Source organism: Ruegeria sp. BE3, assembly GCF_056538865.1.
Window position 1 is genome coordinate 289,185 of the sequence record NZ_JBQFTW010000003.1, and the last position, 16,241, is coordinate 305,425.

The 16,241-nt window shown below is 57.5% G+C and carries 12 protein-coding genes; 4 read left to right on the top strand and 8 right to left on the bottom strand.

All coding sequences use genetic code 11. The features are described from left to right. Positions 1 to 3: 3 nt before the first annotated feature. Positions 4 to 744 carry an amino acid ABC transporter ATP-binding protein gene (locus tag ACR0AZ_RS11005; RefSeq protein ID WP_480472411.1) on the bottom strand — a complete coding sequence of 247 codons (741 nt, stop codon included), beginning with the start codon at positions 742 to 744 and terminating at the stop codon, positions 4 to 6. A gap of 121 nt (positions 745 to 865) precedes the next feature. Here ACR0AZ_RS11005 and ACR0AZ_RS11010 point away from each other — a divergent pair, with 121 nt between their 5' ends. The 3 genes from ACR0AZ_RS11010 to ACR0AZ_RS11020 all read left to right on the top strand — a co-directional run bounded on the left by ACR0AZ_RS11010 (position 866) and on the right by ACR0AZ_RS11020 (position 6,445). After that, the gene (locus tag ACR0AZ_RS11010; RefSeq protein ID WP_480667444.1) at positions 866 to 1,636 is read left to right on the top strand and encodes a transporter substrate-binding domain-containing protein; all 771 of its coding nucleotides are present in this window, start codon (positions 866 to 868) and stop codon (positions 1,634 to 1,636) included. A 605-nt stretch (positions 1,637 to 2,241) separates the two neighbouring features. Then, complete coding sequence (locus ACR0AZ_RS11015) at positions 2,242 to 4,569, top strand: fatty acid cis/trans isomerase (protein ID WP_480667445.1); 2,328 nt, start codon at positions 2,242 to 2,244, stop codon at positions 4,567 to 4,569. 139 nt (positions 4,570 to 4,708) lie between these two features. Further along, positions 4,709 to 6,445, top strand: a complete 1,737-nt coding sequence (locus ACR0AZ_RS11020; protein WP_480667446.1) for an adenylate/guanylate cyclase domain-containing protein — start codon at positions 4,709 to 4,711, stop codon at positions 6,443 to 6,445. 9 nt (positions 6,446 to 6,454) lie between these two features. Here the strand turns inward: ACR0AZ_RS11020 and ACR0AZ_RS11025 are convergent, their stop codons facing one another. Genes ACR0AZ_RS11025 through ACR0AZ_RS11035 form a run of 3 tightly spaced genes read right to left on the bottom strand, consistent with a single transcriptional unit; the run spans position 6,455 to position 9,271 of the window. Next, positions 6,455 to 8,098: an FAD-binding oxidoreductase gene (locus ACR0AZ_RS11025; protein ID WP_480667447.1), complete on the bottom strand. Its 1,644-nt coding sequence runs from the start codon at positions 8,096 to 8,098 to the stop codon at positions 6,455 to 6,457. Positions 8,099 to 8,152: 54 nt separating this feature from the next. After that, entirely contained in the window at positions 8,153 to 8,776 is a 624-nt protein-coding gene (locus ACR0AZ_RS11030) for a glutathione S-transferase family protein (RefSeq protein ID WP_480667448.1), read from the bottom strand. An 18-nt stretch (positions 8,777 to 8,794) separates the two neighbouring features. Beyond that, positions 8,795 to 9,271: a nuclear transport factor 2 family protein gene (locus ACR0AZ_RS11035; RefSeq protein WP_480667449.1), complete on the bottom strand. Its 477-nt coding sequence runs from the start codon at positions 9,269 to 9,271 to the stop codon at positions 8,795 to 8,797. Between the two features lie 105 nt (positions 9,272 to 9,376). On the opposite strand from ACR0AZ_RS11035, the gene ACR0AZ_RS11040 reads away from it, so the two are divergent. Beyond that, positions 9,377 to 10,273 carry a LysR family transcriptional regulator gene (locus ACR0AZ_RS11040; RefSeq protein WP_480667450.1) on the top strand — a complete coding sequence of 299 codons (897 nt, stop codon included), beginning with the start codon at positions 9,377 to 9,379 and terminating at the stop codon, positions 10,271 to 10,273. A gap of 20 nt (positions 10,274 to 10,293) precedes the next feature. Here ACR0AZ_RS11040 and ACR0AZ_RS11045 read toward each other — a convergent pair whose 3' ends face one another. From ACR0AZ_RS11045 to ACR0AZ_RS11060, 4 genes are all read right to left on the bottom strand, one after another. Beyond that, on the bottom strand, positions 10,294 to 12,351 hold the full coding sequence (locus ACR0AZ_RS11045; RefSeq protein WP_480667451.1) for an adenylate/guanylate cyclase domain-containing protein: 2,058 nt from the start codon (positions 12,349 to 12,351) through the stop codon (positions 10,294 to 10,296). A 261-nt stretch (positions 12,352 to 12,612) separates the two neighbouring features. After that, positions 12,613 to 14,793: a molybdopterin cofactor-binding domain-containing protein gene (locus ACR0AZ_RS11050; RefSeq protein ID WP_480667452.1), complete on the bottom strand. Its 2,181-nt coding sequence runs from the start codon at positions 14,791 to 14,793 to the stop codon at positions 12,613 to 12,615. Between the two features lie 4 nt (positions 14,794 to 14,797). Beyond that, entirely contained in the window at positions 14,798 to 15,262 is a 465-nt protein-coding gene (locus ACR0AZ_RS11055; protein WP_480658918.1) for a (2Fe-2S)-binding protein, read from the bottom strand. A gap of 29 nt (positions 15,263 to 15,291) precedes the next feature. Then, positions 15,292 to 16,134, bottom strand: coding sequence for an SDR family NAD(P)-dependent oxidoreductase (locus tag ACR0AZ_RS11060; RefSeq protein WP_480667453.1), 843 nt, complete (start codon positions 16,132 to 16,134; stop codon positions 15,292 to 15,294). Positions 16,135 to 16,241: the final 107 nt, after the last annotated feature.

Genomic DNA, 16,241 nt, shown 5'->3' on the forward strand with positions numbered 1-16,241 from the left:
CACCTAATGCTGCAGAATTTGACTGAGGAATTTACGGCACCGCTCGGATTGCGGATTGGTAAAGAAGTGCTCGGGGTGCCCTTCCTCTACAATCTCGCCCGCATCCATGAAGATCATCTTGTCGGCCACCTTCCGGGCGAAGCCCATCTCATGGGTGACGACGACCATGGTCATACCTTCCTGCGCCAGTTCGACCATCACATCCAGAACCTCCGAGATCATCTCGGGGTCAAGTGCCGAAGTCGGTTCATCAAACAGCAGCACACGGGGTTCCATGCACAACGAGCGTGCTATGGCGACACGCTGCTGCTGGCCGCCCGACAATTGAATGGGCCGCTTGTCTGCCTGATCTGGAATATGCACCCGCTCAAGGTAATGGCGGGCTTTTTCTTCCGCCTCTTTCCGGCTTAACCCCCGGGCCTTGATCGGTCCCAGCGTCAAGTTCTCCAGCACGCTCAGGTGCGGAAAAAGGTTGAATTGCTGAAAGACCATTCCGACTTCGGAACTGATCGCAGCAACCGACTTGGGGTCATTCGTCAGCTCGACGCCATCAACCCGGATCGTGCCTTTCTGATGCTTTTCCAATTGGTTGATACAACGGACAACGGTCGACTTACCCGATCCGGAGGGTCCGCAGATCACCACCTTTTCGCCGCTTCCGACCGTCAGGTTGATATCCTTGAGAACATGAAAGGTGTCGAACCATTTGTTCACGTTCACAAGTTCGATGGCGGCGTCTGGCATTGGCTGGCCTGCCCCTATTTCAGTCTTAGTTGAATATTTTCTTGAGGTTATCTTTCTCTTTGCGCTTAAATCAACAAAGAACACGGCATCAAGGCCGAAACGCCACCAACAGGAGAGATTGATGAACACTTTTTTGAAAGCTGCGGCAGCAGCCGCGCTTGGACTGGTATTGTCCGGCGCAGCACAGGCACAATCAGCTCTGAACGAGGTTCTGGATTCCGGCGTTCTGAAGGTCGGCACAACTGGCGACTGGAACCCGATGTCACTGCGTGACCCGGCGACCAACAGCTACAAAGGTTACGACATCGACATCATGAACGAGCTCGCGGCTGATCTGGGTGTTGAGGTCGAATATGTACCCACCGACTGGAAAACACTGGTGAATGGTGTGGTGGCGGGGAAATATCACCTGACCGGCTCGGCCTCGATCTCACCGCCGCGGATGAAGGTCGCCGGTTTCTCAGACAGCTACATCGCGGTGGAGTTGTTCCCCTATACGACCAAAGACAAGGCGGACAAGTTTGATGGCTACGAGTCGATCAACCAACCAGGTGTGACCGTTGCCACAACCTTGGGTACCACCTTCGAGAAACGGGTGCGCGAGTGGTTCCCGAATGCCGAGATCAAAGTGGTCGAAGCCCCGGCCCGCGGTTTTCAGGAAGTGATCGCCGGGCGCGCGGATGTGTTCATCACTTCGAACATCGAAGGGTCGACGCTGGAACAAAAGTTCCCTGTCGTGCGCGTCAAGAACGCCGGTCCCCGCTCTCCGTCGCCCATCGCGATGATCCTTCCGCAGGCTGATCAGGTTTGGATCAACTACGTTAACAACTGGATCGAGGTGAAGGAGGCGCAGGGATTCTTCGAAGAAAACCGCAAGAAATGGGGTCTCTGATTGCATTTGGTGCCCGGTTAATTCGCCGGGCGCTTTTCACTCAGGCCGCCGTCAGGGCAGACTGATCAAAGGCAAACAAGATCCCTCCAACAAGTGCAGCATCCGCCAGAGGTGCGAGGTCGACCATGCGACCTTGCACCATAACGAACGTCGAATGCTGAGTGGCTTTTAGCTTCACCTAAGCCTTAATTTGATCCGGGATTTCAGGTGCCGCCAAAGCTGCGCCTAGATCGTATCGACGGCTGGGCTCCCAAGCGATCATGTTCATCCTCCAGGGCCAGAACACCAACACGTTCCGCCGTGCCCATTGGTAAATCATAAGATGCGGGTCGATAGCAGTGTCGAGCAGCCCGGGATTCACCACCCGCGACAAGCACTTAATCTTGTCCCAAGATTTCATGGACCTCCCATCCGACCAGGCAGTCTTCTTTCACTAAGTTACGCCCATGATCCGCCTTTGCCAGACGATCTGAATTTTAGCTCTTTGCATGCGTGGTGCGCGGTGTCGAAAGCAAAAAGCTTGTGATCTACAGACTCGACAGGCGCGCAGTCTACACGCCATCTTACGGAGGTATTGAGAACCAATTCTATGGGATAACGCACTGATGTCTAAAGCGCTGCGGAGATGGACGATTCTGATGGGGTTGGTCGCCATTTTTTCGTTGTGGTCTCATCCCGGATCAGAAGCCCGCGCCCAAACACAGGCCACCAACGATTGGACCGATGTACGCACTGTTCTGGATCGACGCTGTGTGGTTTGTCACAGCTGCTATGACGCGCCTTGTCAGCTGAAACTAACCTCGGATGAAGGTCTGTTGCGTGGCGGCAGCAAACAGGCGGTTTATCACACCGAACGCCTCTCGGATGCGCAGCCCACGCGGCTGGGGATAGATGCGCAGTCCGCTTCGGAATGGCGCGGGCTCGGGTTTCACCCGGTCACGCCCGGATTGCTTGAACGGTATCTCGATCTCGGGCGCAACAGCAGCCTGTCGCCAAACGAACCGGTCCCGGATGCGCTCGGCCTCGCGTTGGACCGGCCCCTTGTTTGTCCGACACCAGACGAGTTCGATGATTTCCGCAAGGCCCACCCGCTGGCTGGAATGCCGTATGCAACCGCCCCGTTGAGTGACCAAGACTACGCCCTGCTGACATCATGGATACGCGTCGGCGCACCAGCGACCGCGATCCCCGAGAACATCCCCCACGACATTCAAGGGCAAGTCACCGAATGGGAGGGCTTTCTGAACGGTCCCGATCTGCGCAGTCAATTGATGAGCCGGTATATATACGAGCACCTCTTTCTGGCTCGACTGCACTTTGAAGGGGACAGCGCAAGCAGGTTTTTCCAGCTCGTACGCTCGCGCACGCCCACAGGTGACGAGATTGACGTGATCGCGACCCGCCGCCCGTTCGATGATCCTGGTACTGCGACCTTCTATTACCGGCTTCAGCCCATTACGGAAACGATCGTGCACAAAGAGCACCTGGTCTACCCCCTGAGCCCGGCGCGCATGACGCGATACCAAAGCTTGTTCCTTCAGCCCGACTGGGCACCCTCGGGCCTGCCCGGATACGGCGAAAGCGAGGGCGGGAATCCATTCACCACATTTGCCGATATTCCACCGCGCAGTCGCTATCAGTTCCTGCTCGACGACGCGCTGTTTTTTGTACGCAGCTTCATTCGCGGCCCGGTCTGTCACGGCGAAACGGCGGTCGATGTCATTGAAGATCGTTTCTGGGTCAGCTTTCTGGACCCTGATGCAGACCTGTCTGTTACGGACCCAAGCTATCTTGCGGATGGTGCCGGATATCTCGAATTGCCTGTCTCAACCAGTGAAGGTGGAACACTGGATCAGTTGCAGGGGGTCTCGCACAAAAATCAGGTGCAATACCTCAAGTTCCGCGACGCACTCTATGGGCAAAGTGAGGCGCACAGAACCGGCTTGGGTTATGATGCGATCTGGGACGGCGGCGGCACCAATCCGAACGCCCTGATCACCGTATTCCGCCATTTCGACAACGCCTCGGCAATGACCGGACTTCATGGCTCAATCCCCGAGACTGCGTGGGTGATCGACTATCCGATTTTTGAGCGTATCTACTACAATCTGGTGGCTGGCTACGATGTCTTCGGCCGTGTCGAGCATCAGCTGACAACGCGGCTTTATATGGATGAACTGCGTATGGAGAGCGAGGACACTTTCCTGACTTTCCTGCCAAGAGCTGTACGGCCCCGGATACACCGAAGCTGGTATAAGGGCGCGTTCAGTGAGATTCATACCTATTGGCACCGCCGCCATGTCGACGGCAGTTTTCCGACGGGGATCACCTTTGACACGGAAAGCCCAAAGCAAGAATTTCTTCTGGCGTTGCTTGATCGCGGTGCCGGGCTTTGGCCCCTGACCGACCCGATCAATAGATGCGATAGCCCGAACTGCGCGCCTTCGGAAAGCGCCTCGGATCTGGAACGCCACCTGCGTCCGCTTGCCGATCAGTCGGGGAACTGGGTGCAATTCCTGCCCGATCTTTCGATTTTGTTAGTCGAAGATGGCGCGGACACACCACAGGTTTTCTCGCTGATCCACGACAAAGCGCATGACAACGTGGCGTTTCTGTTTAACGAGGCACACCGGCGCGATCCGCAATCCGATCGGCTGACAATCCTGCCGGGATTAATCGGCAGCTATCCGAACTTCTTTTTCAACGTCGAACTGGCTCAGATCGACAGTTTTGTCGACACCCTGCTGGCTGTGAAATCCGACGCCGATTGGATGCAACTGATTGAAACCTTCGGCATACGCCGAACGAGCCCCGATTTTTGGGCGCTGAGCGATCAGGTACAAGATGCTATGGTTCGGCAGGATGCGGTTCAGGCGGGAATACTGGATCTCAATCGCTATAAGGACCCCCAGCCGGGCGACGATCCAACCTGATCTCAGATCGACGCAACACACGCACACACTACACCCGAACGTGAACCAAGAGGAGCGCTCGACCAGAATACATCTGTCGCCACACGTGTTTACTTCAGCGGCGATCGAAAACCGCTGAATCAGAGGACGGGCGCGGCAGATGGCGATCAATCGCAGGGATATCAAAGCCAACGGTCGGGGGAGCGTGTCGCAGCAGGTACGGCTTTGGTCCGGTCTGATTTTGCTGGTCTATGCAACCGGCCATTTCATCAATCACGGGCTTGGGCTGGTCTCATTGCGCTGGATGGACAGCATGCTGTCCGTCATGTCCGCGATCTGGAGCTCGTTCCCCGGAACAATCCTGCTCTATGGAGCGTTCGCGGTTCATATCTTGCTGGGCGCGTGGAGTATTTTGAGCATCCGCAGTCTGAAAATGCCGTTCTGGCGCTGGTTCCAGATCGCGCTGGGGCTGGCCATCCCATACTGGCTGGTCAGCCACATCATCGTCACGCGCGGCTCTGAACTGGTGACAGGTGTCCCGGTGACCTATCTGCAAGAGCTATCGCTGCTCTGGCCTGTCTCCGCCATCAAACAGAACGCACTTTTGCTGCTGGTCTGGGTTCATGGCCTTATCGGTATTCATTTCTGGTTGCGACCGAAACCTTGGTACAAGGACGGGCTGTTAATCCTTCTGCCCTTCGCCATCGCCGTACCTATCGTCGCCGTGGCCGGATGGATGACCGCCGCCAAACGCGAGGCATTGCGGCTGAGCCTGACACCTGAAGGACCCGAAGCCGTCGATTTGGCCGCGCGGGTGGCTACAGTGCGTGACGCGGTGTCAGAGTATCAGGCCATCGCACAGGGTTGGGTTGCCATTATCCTCAGCTGCTTGCTGATATTCTTTGTGATCCTGTACATCGTACAAAGTACCCGCCGTCAGGTGCAGGTCACCTATGGAAACGGACTGACCGTGAATACGGCCCCCGGCAAAACCCTGCTGGATGTTAGTCGGGACAATCGCATCACCCATATGTCGGTCTGCGGCGGACGTGCGCGCTGCTCGACCTGCAGGGTCGTTGTGATGTCCGATCAGGGCGGGCTCAGCCCCGTAGGTCCAGCCGAGCGCAAGCTGCTGGACAAGATCAATGCCGAGCCGAACATGCGGCTGGCTTGTCAGGCCCGCGTGGTTGGCGATGTCAGTATCCGTCCAATCATTCAACCTCGACGCGCCGTCTCGACCCCGCTGCAAACGGACCCCTTCGGCTGGGGCATCGAGCGTGAAGTCTGTGTATTGCAACTCAAGATCAAAGACTTCCGCCCATTCGTGGACAAGACTCTGCCCTATGACGTCGTTTTCGTGCTCAACCAGTTGCTTGATCTGATGGTTGAGCAGATCGAGGCCCAGAACGGACATATCGACAAGTTTACCAATGATGGGCTGACGGCAGTTTTCGGGCTTGAGACCCATAAAGCCGAAGCTGCACGATCCGCGCTTTACGCTGCCGCGCGATGTCAGGAATTGGTTGAGGGCACCGAAGGCAAGCTCCCCAGGAACCTCTCTGCACCGCTGAAGATCGGCATCGGCATCCATTCCGGGCGCGCCGTGATTGGGCGCGTGGGCAAAAGCTCGGACCAGATTGCGCCCAGCCCGGTCACCGCGATTGGGACCGTTTCACTGGTCGCCGATGCATTCGAGACCATTACCCGCACCTCGGAGGCCGTTATCGTATATTCGATATACGTGCATGAGCTGTGCGGCCTAGGCATCCCCAACATGCTAGGTCAGACCGGGGGGATCACGATCAAGGGTCTGGCAGGGAAAGTTGATGCCGTTATCGTGAAAAACAGCAGCCCGCTGCGCAAGAAACTGGAGCTGACCCAACGCCAAAGGACGTAGCCGACAAGGTTACGTGCTTTGCCCTGTTGGCCCGAATACTTCGAACTGGATGTTCTGCGCTGGAATGCCCAGCGCCTCCAACCCGGTCTTGATCTCCGACAGGAACGGCCCCGGTCCGCACAGCAGATAGAGCGCATCCGGCCCGGCGTTCAGATCCACAAGCGTTTGCGGCGTGATACGTCCATGAACCTGATAGTCACTACCGAGAATGTCGGTCGCATCTGGCTGACTATAGAAGATCAGCGCCTGCGCATTCGGCAATTGATCAACCAGTTGCCCGGTCTCTTTTCGCAGCGCATGTTCAGAACTATTTCTGGCACCATGCACAAACCACAACGGTCGATCATGCCCGTCGGCAAAATCTCCGTGTAGCATTGCCATCATTGGCGTCATCCCAACCCCTGCACTGACCAAAACCAATGGCTGATCACCTGAGGGAGCGATGAAATCACCAGAAGGTTCGGACGCGATGATCTCGGCCCCCTCGGCCAAATCATCGTGCAAGAAACGCGAAACCAAGCCTTTGGGCTCTCGTTTGATCGTCAGTCGATAACTGTCCGCGGCACTCGGATCGCCGGATAATGAATAGCTGCGCTTCACCGCCTCAGGCTGGCCGGGGATTTCGACGGATATGGGCAGATGCTGCCCAGCGACGAACGGCCAGACCGGTTTGCCGTCAGACGGGCTCAGGTGGAAAGACGTGATGCCCTGAGCCTCGGGAACACGTCGTGTGACCGTGAACCGGCGGGTCTGATCTTGCTTCGACCAACGCAGAGCCAATGCATTCGGGCGCTCGATGACGGCCTTGACTGTGACGTCGATCATCCGCCATGCGTCATCATCATTGGCGTCGGTCGGGTGCCAATCGATACTTGCGCGACCGGTAATATGCAGCAAGCTGCCGGTTTCGAAATCGACAAAGACCAGCCCGATCCGCGGATCGGCGATTAGATTGCCAATCGTATTGAAGAAATTGTTCCCCGCGTAATCCGGTATCCGCAGGCGCTGTGGGTCTTTGACCTGAACAAACCCTGGCGCACCACCACGGTGCGATGCATCAAAGCCACGCGAAGGCTTGTCCACCCCTTGCTGATGTCCGGACCCGATAAACATCGTTTCGGACCTGGCAATCAGGGCGATCTGATCCGGGGTCAATATTTCTGAATGCCGGGCTTCGCCCGGTTGGTTTTCGACGCGCCGCCAGACGCGCTCGTGGATATATTGCGGGCAATTGCCGAAGGTCTGCCGGATATCGATAGCATAGCCGCCATCGGATCGGCGCAGGTGACCGCTGAGCCGATTGCGCCGACGGTCGGAGAGTTCGATCCCGATAAGTCCCACATCCGTTCCTGCCGCAAAGGCACTGAACAGAGGATCTTGCGCTTGGGCTATGGTGCCCAAGGTCAGACCTTGTGGGTCTGGCGAGCGGATGAAACCCTCGGGCCCATCAATCAGGGTAACCCATGTCGAGCCGGTCAAATCCTGGCCGGACAAGACCAGAAACGGCAGCGAGGCGTAGAATTCCCGATGTTGTTCGGGCATGTAATCCCGGATGAACCCACCAGCCCATTTCGAGATATCACCAACGCCTGCACGCTCTTGCGCGGCGCGTTCTCCTGCATGAAAGGGAGTGTCTGCGGCTTTCTGGTTCATTTCACCGGTCCTCCGGAAATAAGAGGCCAGTGCCTTGGCACCGGCCTCAGCGCGTCAAGCAAGTTCAGGGATGGGCGAGGTCGCCATGCCGACGAAACCGGGCTGCGATTCAATCCGGGCCAGCCAACTGCGAATGTTAGGATAAGGCGCCAGATCCACACCGCCTTCGGGGGCATGCGCGATATAGCTGTAGCCCGCTACATCCGCGATGGTGATCGTATCGGCAGCCAGCCAGTCACGACCCGCCAAATGTGCCTCCATCACTTTGAACAGAGTATGGGCCTTGGCCACCGCCGCGTCGTGATCCAGCGGCGCCCCGAACACCTTGACAAGACGTGCGGCGCAAGGGCCGGAATAGACATTGTCCGCTGCAACGGACAGCCAACGCTGAACCTCGGCCGCGGTTTTTGCATCCGCCGGCATCCAATGCGAGTCCGCCGCATATGCTTGAACCAGATACACAAGGATCGCGTTGGAATCCGCCAGGGTATAGCCGCCATCGTCAATCGCAGGCACCAGGCCAAACGGGCTGATCTTCAGATAGTCCGGCGCTTTATGCGCACCATTGGCCATGTCGAGATCAATGGTTTCATAAGGCAGGTCCAACAGCGCCAGCATCAGTTCAACCCGGTGGCAATGGCCTGATTTGGGATTACGGTAGAGTTTGATAGGTGTCATCATAGTATCCTGTTATAGTTAAAGTCCAAGGTCGCTGAGACCCGGGTGATCGTCGGGGCGACGACCCAGAGGCCAGCGGAATTTGCGGTCTTCTTCGGCGATGGGAAGCTCGTTGATCGATGCATGGCGATGAGCCATGTAACCATTGGCGTCGAACTCCCAATTCTCGTTCCCATAGGCACGGAACCAGTTGCCGCTGTCATCGTGGTATTCATAGGCATAGCGCACCGCGATCCTGTTACCCGAATAAGCCCACAGCTCTTTGATCAGGCGGTAATCCAGTTCCTTGTTCCACTTGCGGGTCAGAAACTCCTGAACCTGTTCGCGCCCCTTCGGGAATTCTGCGCGGTTGCGCCAAACGGTGTCCGGCGTATAGGCCAGCGCAACCTTGGCCGGGTCACGACCATTCCAGCCATCCTCGGCCAAGCGAACCTTCTGCCTGGCGGTTTCCTCGGTAAAGGGCGGGACGGGTTGGCGTGGGGGTTCTGTGCTCATGATCCAATCCATTTTGGTGTGAACGGGTGGCCAAATAGCTAGTTTACGTCGCCAATCAAAGGAATATACTGCTTTGGAAAGTCATTATTTTGAAATTTGATAGCAATGGACCGCATTCAAACCCTAGAGATGTTCATCGCTGTTGCCGATGCTGAAAGCTTTGCAGGCGGCGCGCGCAAATTGGGACTCAGTGCGCCCTCGGCCACCCGCGGGGTCAACGCGCTTGAAGAACGGCTGGGCGCACGTCTGTTCACCCGCACAACCCGCCGCGTGCGCCTGACTGAGGTCGGGCAAGCCTATCTGGAAGACGCAAGGCACATTCTGGCGCAGTTGCAGGCCGCCGACGACGCCGCCCGAGGTGCCGCTTCAAACCCGGTGGGCCAACTGCGCATCACCTGCCCGAATGAATTCGGGCGCATTCATGTAGCACCCATTCTGACAGATTTTCTTGATCAGCATCCAGGTATGACCGCTGATGTCCTGATGCTTGATCGCGTGGTGGATCTGGTCGAAGAGGGCATCGATCTGGCTGTACGGATTGGTGAGCTGCCACCCTCTGGATTAACCGCCGTCCGGGTCGGTCATGTGCGCCGGGTCATTTGCGGTGCACCTTCCTATTTCCAGGCGCACGGCTCCCCGAAAACCCCATCCGATCTGCAATCACACCAGATCGTGTCTGCTGCCGGCGTTAGCCCGGTGACCGATTGGCGGTTCGGCGCTGATCTGCAAGAGACAGTGCGCATCAAACCCCGGCTCATGGTGAGCAGTGTCGCAGCAGCGATTTCGGTGGCGCGTCAGGGATGGGGCCTCTGTCGGGTGTTATCCTACCAGATCGGACCGGACCTTGAGGCCGGCACGTTGCAATCGGTGCTGGATGCCTACGAACCGTCCCCACTGCCCGTCCATCTGGTCCATGTCGAGGGGCGACGAGCCCCCGCAAAGACCCGCGCCTTCATAGATTTTGCCAAGAACCGACTCAGATCGGTGCAGGTACTGAGATAATCCTGCCGACATCGTTTGCTTCAGTTCTTTTCCGTGTTGGTAACAGGACGCCAGTCCTGTGCGGGGGGGGAATCCAACAAGGCTTTGGCACGCGCGCCCATCGCGACCGAGGCCGGGTCTCCGTTTCGCGCCCGGTCGGCGGTTTCAAATGCTTCAACGGCCTGCTCAAACCGCCGTGCCCGGTAATCTTCCAGTCCCTGTTCATAGGCTTCGATCCACGCCAATGATCCGTCAAAATCATCGGACATTGCGATCAGCTCATAAACCACAAGTTCTTCACTGCGCCCAAACACCGTCAGCGTATCCAGCTCGCGCACGATGATTGTATCGCCAGCCTCGCGCCGGGTCTCGGGGCCAATCAGGATCATGGTGCCGTATTCCTTGTTCGCTCCCTCCAAACGACTGGCGACATTCACCACATCGCCAATCGCGGTGTAGTTCAGCCGCTGCTCGGACCCGATGTTTCCGACCAGCGCCTCACCGCTATTCAATCCAATCCGAACCCGCAGAGGGTTACCCGCCTCATCCTTGATGCCCGCCGCCTCGACTTTGGCGACAAGATCCAGCGCCGCGCAGCAGGCATTTTCGGCATGGCAGGCATCCTTGCGGGGTGCGCCCCAGAACGCCATCACGGCATCACCCATGAACTTGTCAATGGTGCCATCATGGCGCGCAATCGCTGCCGAGGCTGCGCTGAAAAAGGGCTCCATCAACTCAACGATCTGAGGGCCGAGTTTCTCGGACAGGCCGGTAAATCCGGTAACGTCACAGAACAGAACCGAGATGGGTTTGATGTCACCCCCGGGCTCGGTCTTGATACCTTCAGCAACCAGCATCCGAACCAGATCAGTGGGCACATATTTTCTGAAAGCCGACAGACCCGCCGCCATGCTGGCCGTGGCTGCGGACAGGTTTGCCAACTCGGACAGTCTGGAGGGTCTGCGCGAGATACGTTCGACATCAAACCGCTCGATCTTACTCAAGTCCTCGGCAATACGTGCTAATGGGTTTGCGACAACCCTTCGGACCAGCCAGATTGCCAGCCCGGTTGCAACAACCACAACGCCGATCAGGATATAGATCAGGTTGATCAGGGTTTTATCGATTCCCGACAGGAAGGCCGCTTCCGGAATAACGGTTGCCACGCGCCAGCCATAGAACCCCAGCGGCGTCAGAGCCACCGCGTAGGGCACGCCATCGATCACGACCCGCGTTGTCTGGCTGCCCGGTGTGTTTTCATCCGGGTCGCCCAGCAGTTTCTCGCCCGAGATCATGGCGACTTCGTACAATTCCCCTTCGCCCATACGCGCCGGGGTTGTCTCATCCGCTTCTGCGTCGGGAATGGCAATCACCTTGCCATCGGCATCGAGGATGAAGGCCGCCCCAAACTCCCCGGGATGGAGCGTCGCCAGAAAGCGCGACAGCCGGTCTGTCTCGATCGCGACGGCCAGAACACCCTGCCGCCTCCGGTTGACGTCGATCGGGCCCGCAAAGGCATAAACGGTCTTTTCACTGCCCGGCAGGTCACGCGCTTCGATCCAGCCTTGCGATTGCAGACCTATGAAGTTTCCGAACCAGGCATGATTGCGCGGGTCATAAGTTGTCTCGGCAAAGCTCCGCTCTTCGAACTGGATGTCGCCGGGAATGAATATATAGCGATCCTTTCGCAACATCCGGTCCCGGATGTTCTTGTCGATCTCGATCATCTCAAGCCCGCCGTCGCCAAGACGGTGCGATGCGAAGAAATTCCCGTCAGGCCACCCGAAGAAGATCCACGATATGTTGGGCTGCGCCTGCAATTGCGACAGAAAGACGAACTCGCGCTTGTCCGCCTGCCGAGTCTCGATGACGTTTTGAACGAAGATCGTCCGTACGGCAGCCCAGGCGGCCTCGGCCGATTGGAGGGTCACACCGACCTCGATGCGGACCGTATTCGCGATTTGGCTGTTGATCTCCGCTGCGAGCATACGGCTGTTATCACGCGCCGTCTTCCACCAAAGGGAGTGGACGAGGAACGTCGATACTCCGATGGACACGGCAACCAGCATTGAAACAGCAACGCCAACGCTAATCCGCATGAAAGCTCCGCAAATGACGACAGGTAGTGCAGTATTGGAGTGAGACGGTCAACAGCGCAAAGGTTACTTTGCTGCAACGCCAAAATCTCACGCAAGTGTTAGGCACGTGTTAACAAAAGCGCTTCTACAAACGGAATATAACCATCCGGCGCAGTAAGAAACAGTGATCAATCAACGGATTCGGAAGGCCAAACAAAGAGATATGAAAGCCGCTAGATAAGCTGTACCGCAGGCCGACCCCCACGATACAGCTGTCTTTGATTAAACGAACGCGACCCCATTTTCGTTCATCGGCAGCTCTGCGACTCGCAGATCCAGTTCAGCGATAGCATTTGCTAGGGCCGGAGCAGCAGGGGGCGTTCCGGGTTCTCCGACACCCGTCGGGGCCTCGGCTGACGGGACGATATGGGTCTCGATCGACTGGATATCCGAGATCCTCAAGGGCTCGTAGTCCGGGAAGTTGGACTGCTCGACTGCGCCACCATCCAGAGTGATTTGATCCCGCATCGCGTGACCGATGCCGTAGCCGATACCGCCTTCGATCTGGGCCCTGACCACATCCGGATTGACCGCGATACCACAATCAACCGCAGCAGTGATCTTTTCAATTCGAATACCGTCTTCAAGGTTGCCAGAGATCTCGACCACCTCGGCCACGTAAGACCCGAACGATTTGTGCACAGCAACACCCTGAACATTGCCCGGTTCCGGGTTGCCCCAATTGCCTTTCTCGGCCGCCAGTTTCAGAACACCCGCTTTGCGCACCTGGTCCTTGTCATCACCGTTCAGATAGGCCAGTCGGAATGCGACCGGGTCTTGCCCAACGGCCTTGGCTGCCATGTCCATCATGACCTCCATGACATAGCCAGTGTGAGTATGCCCGACCGAGCGCCACCACAGAACCGAGGTTGCTTTTTCCGTATCGGACAGACCCACCGCCATACCGGGGATGGCATACGGGCTGTCCGCAAGACCCTCGATGCTTGAGTGGTCAATTCCGTCATGCACCAAAGCGGCCTCAAACGGAGTACCCTTCACAACGGGCTGACCGGCAACCTGATGCAACCAACCTACTATGGCGCCGGTTTCGTCCAGACCCACTCGCACTTTATGCCCAAAGGCCGGTCGGTAGTAGCCGCCCCGGATATCGTCTTCGCGGTCCCAGACCAATTTGACCGGGCGTGACCGGTCGGTCAGCACAAAGGCCAGCGCGGCCTCGACCTGGTAATCTGCATCGGGCGTCGCGCGGCGCCCGAATGAGCCACCGGCCAGCATGGTGTTGATGTGAATTTTCTCTGCGGGCAGCTCGAAAATCTGCTGATAGGCCATGTGCGGCCCTGTCGGCATCTGCGCACCATCATGCAGCACGATGTCACCGTCAGCGGTCTGCTCAATCGTGCAATTCAAAGGTTCCATCGGGGCATGCGCGAGCAGCGGGAAGTAGAAGGTCTTCTCCACTACAGTGGTGGCCCCATCCACAGCAGCTGCGACCGCAGCCTGATCGGCCTTGTTGACATTGTAGGTCGGAGCGGCATCCAGCGCGGCCATGATCTCATCGCGGATTTCCTGCGACGAGCGGTTTTCGGCAGCGGATAGATCCCAATCGACCTCTAGCGCTTCACGTGCCTGCATGGCAGCCCACGTGTTTTCTGCATAGACAGCGACGCCATGCTTTGTGGGCAGGGTCTGGGCCATGATAAAGCCTTTGACCTCTTTGGCCGCGTTGTCATCAAAACCGGCGACAATGCCCCCGCGTTGAGGTGTGCGCTTGACCATCACAACCATCTGGTTGTCCAAATGCACGTCCATCGCGAATTTCGCGGTGCCGTTGACCTTGATCGGACTGTCCTTTCGGCGGGTCTCAGCATTGCCGATGATCTTCCATTCGGACGGATCACGCAAACGCGGCGTCTCGGACGGTGCGATAGCAGCAGCGGCAGCAACGAAGTCACCCAAAGGCGCGGATTTGCCTGCCCCGGTGATCAAACCCTCCTGAATATCCAAGGACGATGGCTCGACACCCCAGGTCTCGGCTGCGGCTTTGATCAGCATCTCACGCGCATTCGCACCGGCAGTGCGGTATTGCACCCAGGAGTTCGCGATCGCAGTGGATCCGCCCGTGCCTTGGAACGGACCAAACAGAGTGTTGTTGTAGACGGTCGGATCAGACGGAGCGAACTCATAGTCGATCTGATCCATGGTGACGCCCAGTTCCTCGGCAATCAACGAGGTCAGGCCGGTGGCGGGCCCCTGCCCTTTTTCAAAATGCTTCACGATCGCAATGACATTGCCATTGCTATCGATCTTGACGAAGGGATTCAGCATCGCGTCGGCCTGACCGGATGCTGCCATGGCACCATCTGCGTTTGCACCAACATACAGAACTGCACCGGCTGCAGCGGCTGTTTTAAGGAATCCGCGGCGGGAAAGTTTAGCTGTCATGGACTCAGGCCTCCAGAATCTCGGATGCGCGCAGAACACCGGCGCGGATGCGTTGATAGGTGGCACAGCGGCAGGCGTTACCGTGCATGTAATCATCGACCTCTTCAGCCGTGGGCTTGGCATTCTCGCGCAGCAGACCCACTGCATTCATGATCTGTCCGGACTGGCAATAACCGCACTGGACCACGTCCAGCTCAAGCCACGCCTGCTGCACGGCAGCACCAATCTTGTCCTGCTCCATCACCTCGATGGTGGTGATTTCTGCGTCTTCGACATCTTCGATATAGGTCTGGCAAGACCGGACCGGTTCACCATTCATATGCACGGTGCACGCCCCACAGGACGCGACACCACAGCCGAATTTGGTGCCGGTCAGCTTCAACTCATCCCGGATCACCCACAGGAGCGGGGTGCCCGGTTCGGCCTCGACGCTATGCGTTTGGCCATTCAATTTCAGTTCGATTGCCATGGCTTCAAGGTCTCCCTTTTGGCAAGTGGTTAGTTTGATTGTTCGTATTCTGAGAAGGCATCCGCATAATCCGGGTGCCAGCGTGACAAGGCAGGACGGTTCTCAAGGATATCGCCCAAAGCCCAGGACACCCGGCGCTTGTCCCGCTCGGACGAGACGTCATTGTCCGGGCACAGGATGTAGAAATCCCCTTCGGACACGCGCGCGATAAGATGATCTATGGTTTGCTCCGAGGTCCAAGCCGCGGCAGGCTTCTCGGGGATATGCCGCGCGATCATGCCAGTATAAGTGAAACCCGGTACAAAGAGATGAGCCGAGATGGGTGCGTTGACCTCGCGCAGATCGTGCGCCAACATCTCGGTCAAAACCTTAACCCCGGCCTTTGAAACATTATAGGCCGGGTTGCCGGGCGGTGTGGTGATGCCCTGTTTCGATCCGGTGTTGATCACAACGGCCGGGCGTCCAGCTTCGATCATACTCGGCAGAAAAGCCTGAACCCCGTTGATGACGCCAAACAGATTAACTTCGATCAGCTTGCGCCAGGCATCAGGGTGATCCCAACTGCCACTGGGTCGAGCGATACCGGCGTTGTTCATCAACACTGCCACCTCGCCGGATGCAAAAGCAGCATCGGCCAGATTTTGAACGGCATCCACATCACTTACATCCGTTGGAACCGCTTGCACTTGCGCGCCACCTGTCGCGATAGCTTCGAGCTGCGATGTTGCCTGCTCCAACGCCTCTCCGGGCAGATCCGCAAGCAAGACGCTGAGGCCCGATTGCGCAAAACGTTCAGCCGCTGCAAGACCAACGCCGCTGGCAGCACCGGTCACAACGGCAAGGCCACCTTTCTCAATCGCCTGATTGTACATGCCACCCTCCTGCCTTTGGCCTTGCATAAGGGTAGTGTGCTGAGAGGCGATTGCGCTGCCTTATCCTCCGAATGATCTGCCTATTCCTCCGACAAGCGGTGGAAGAT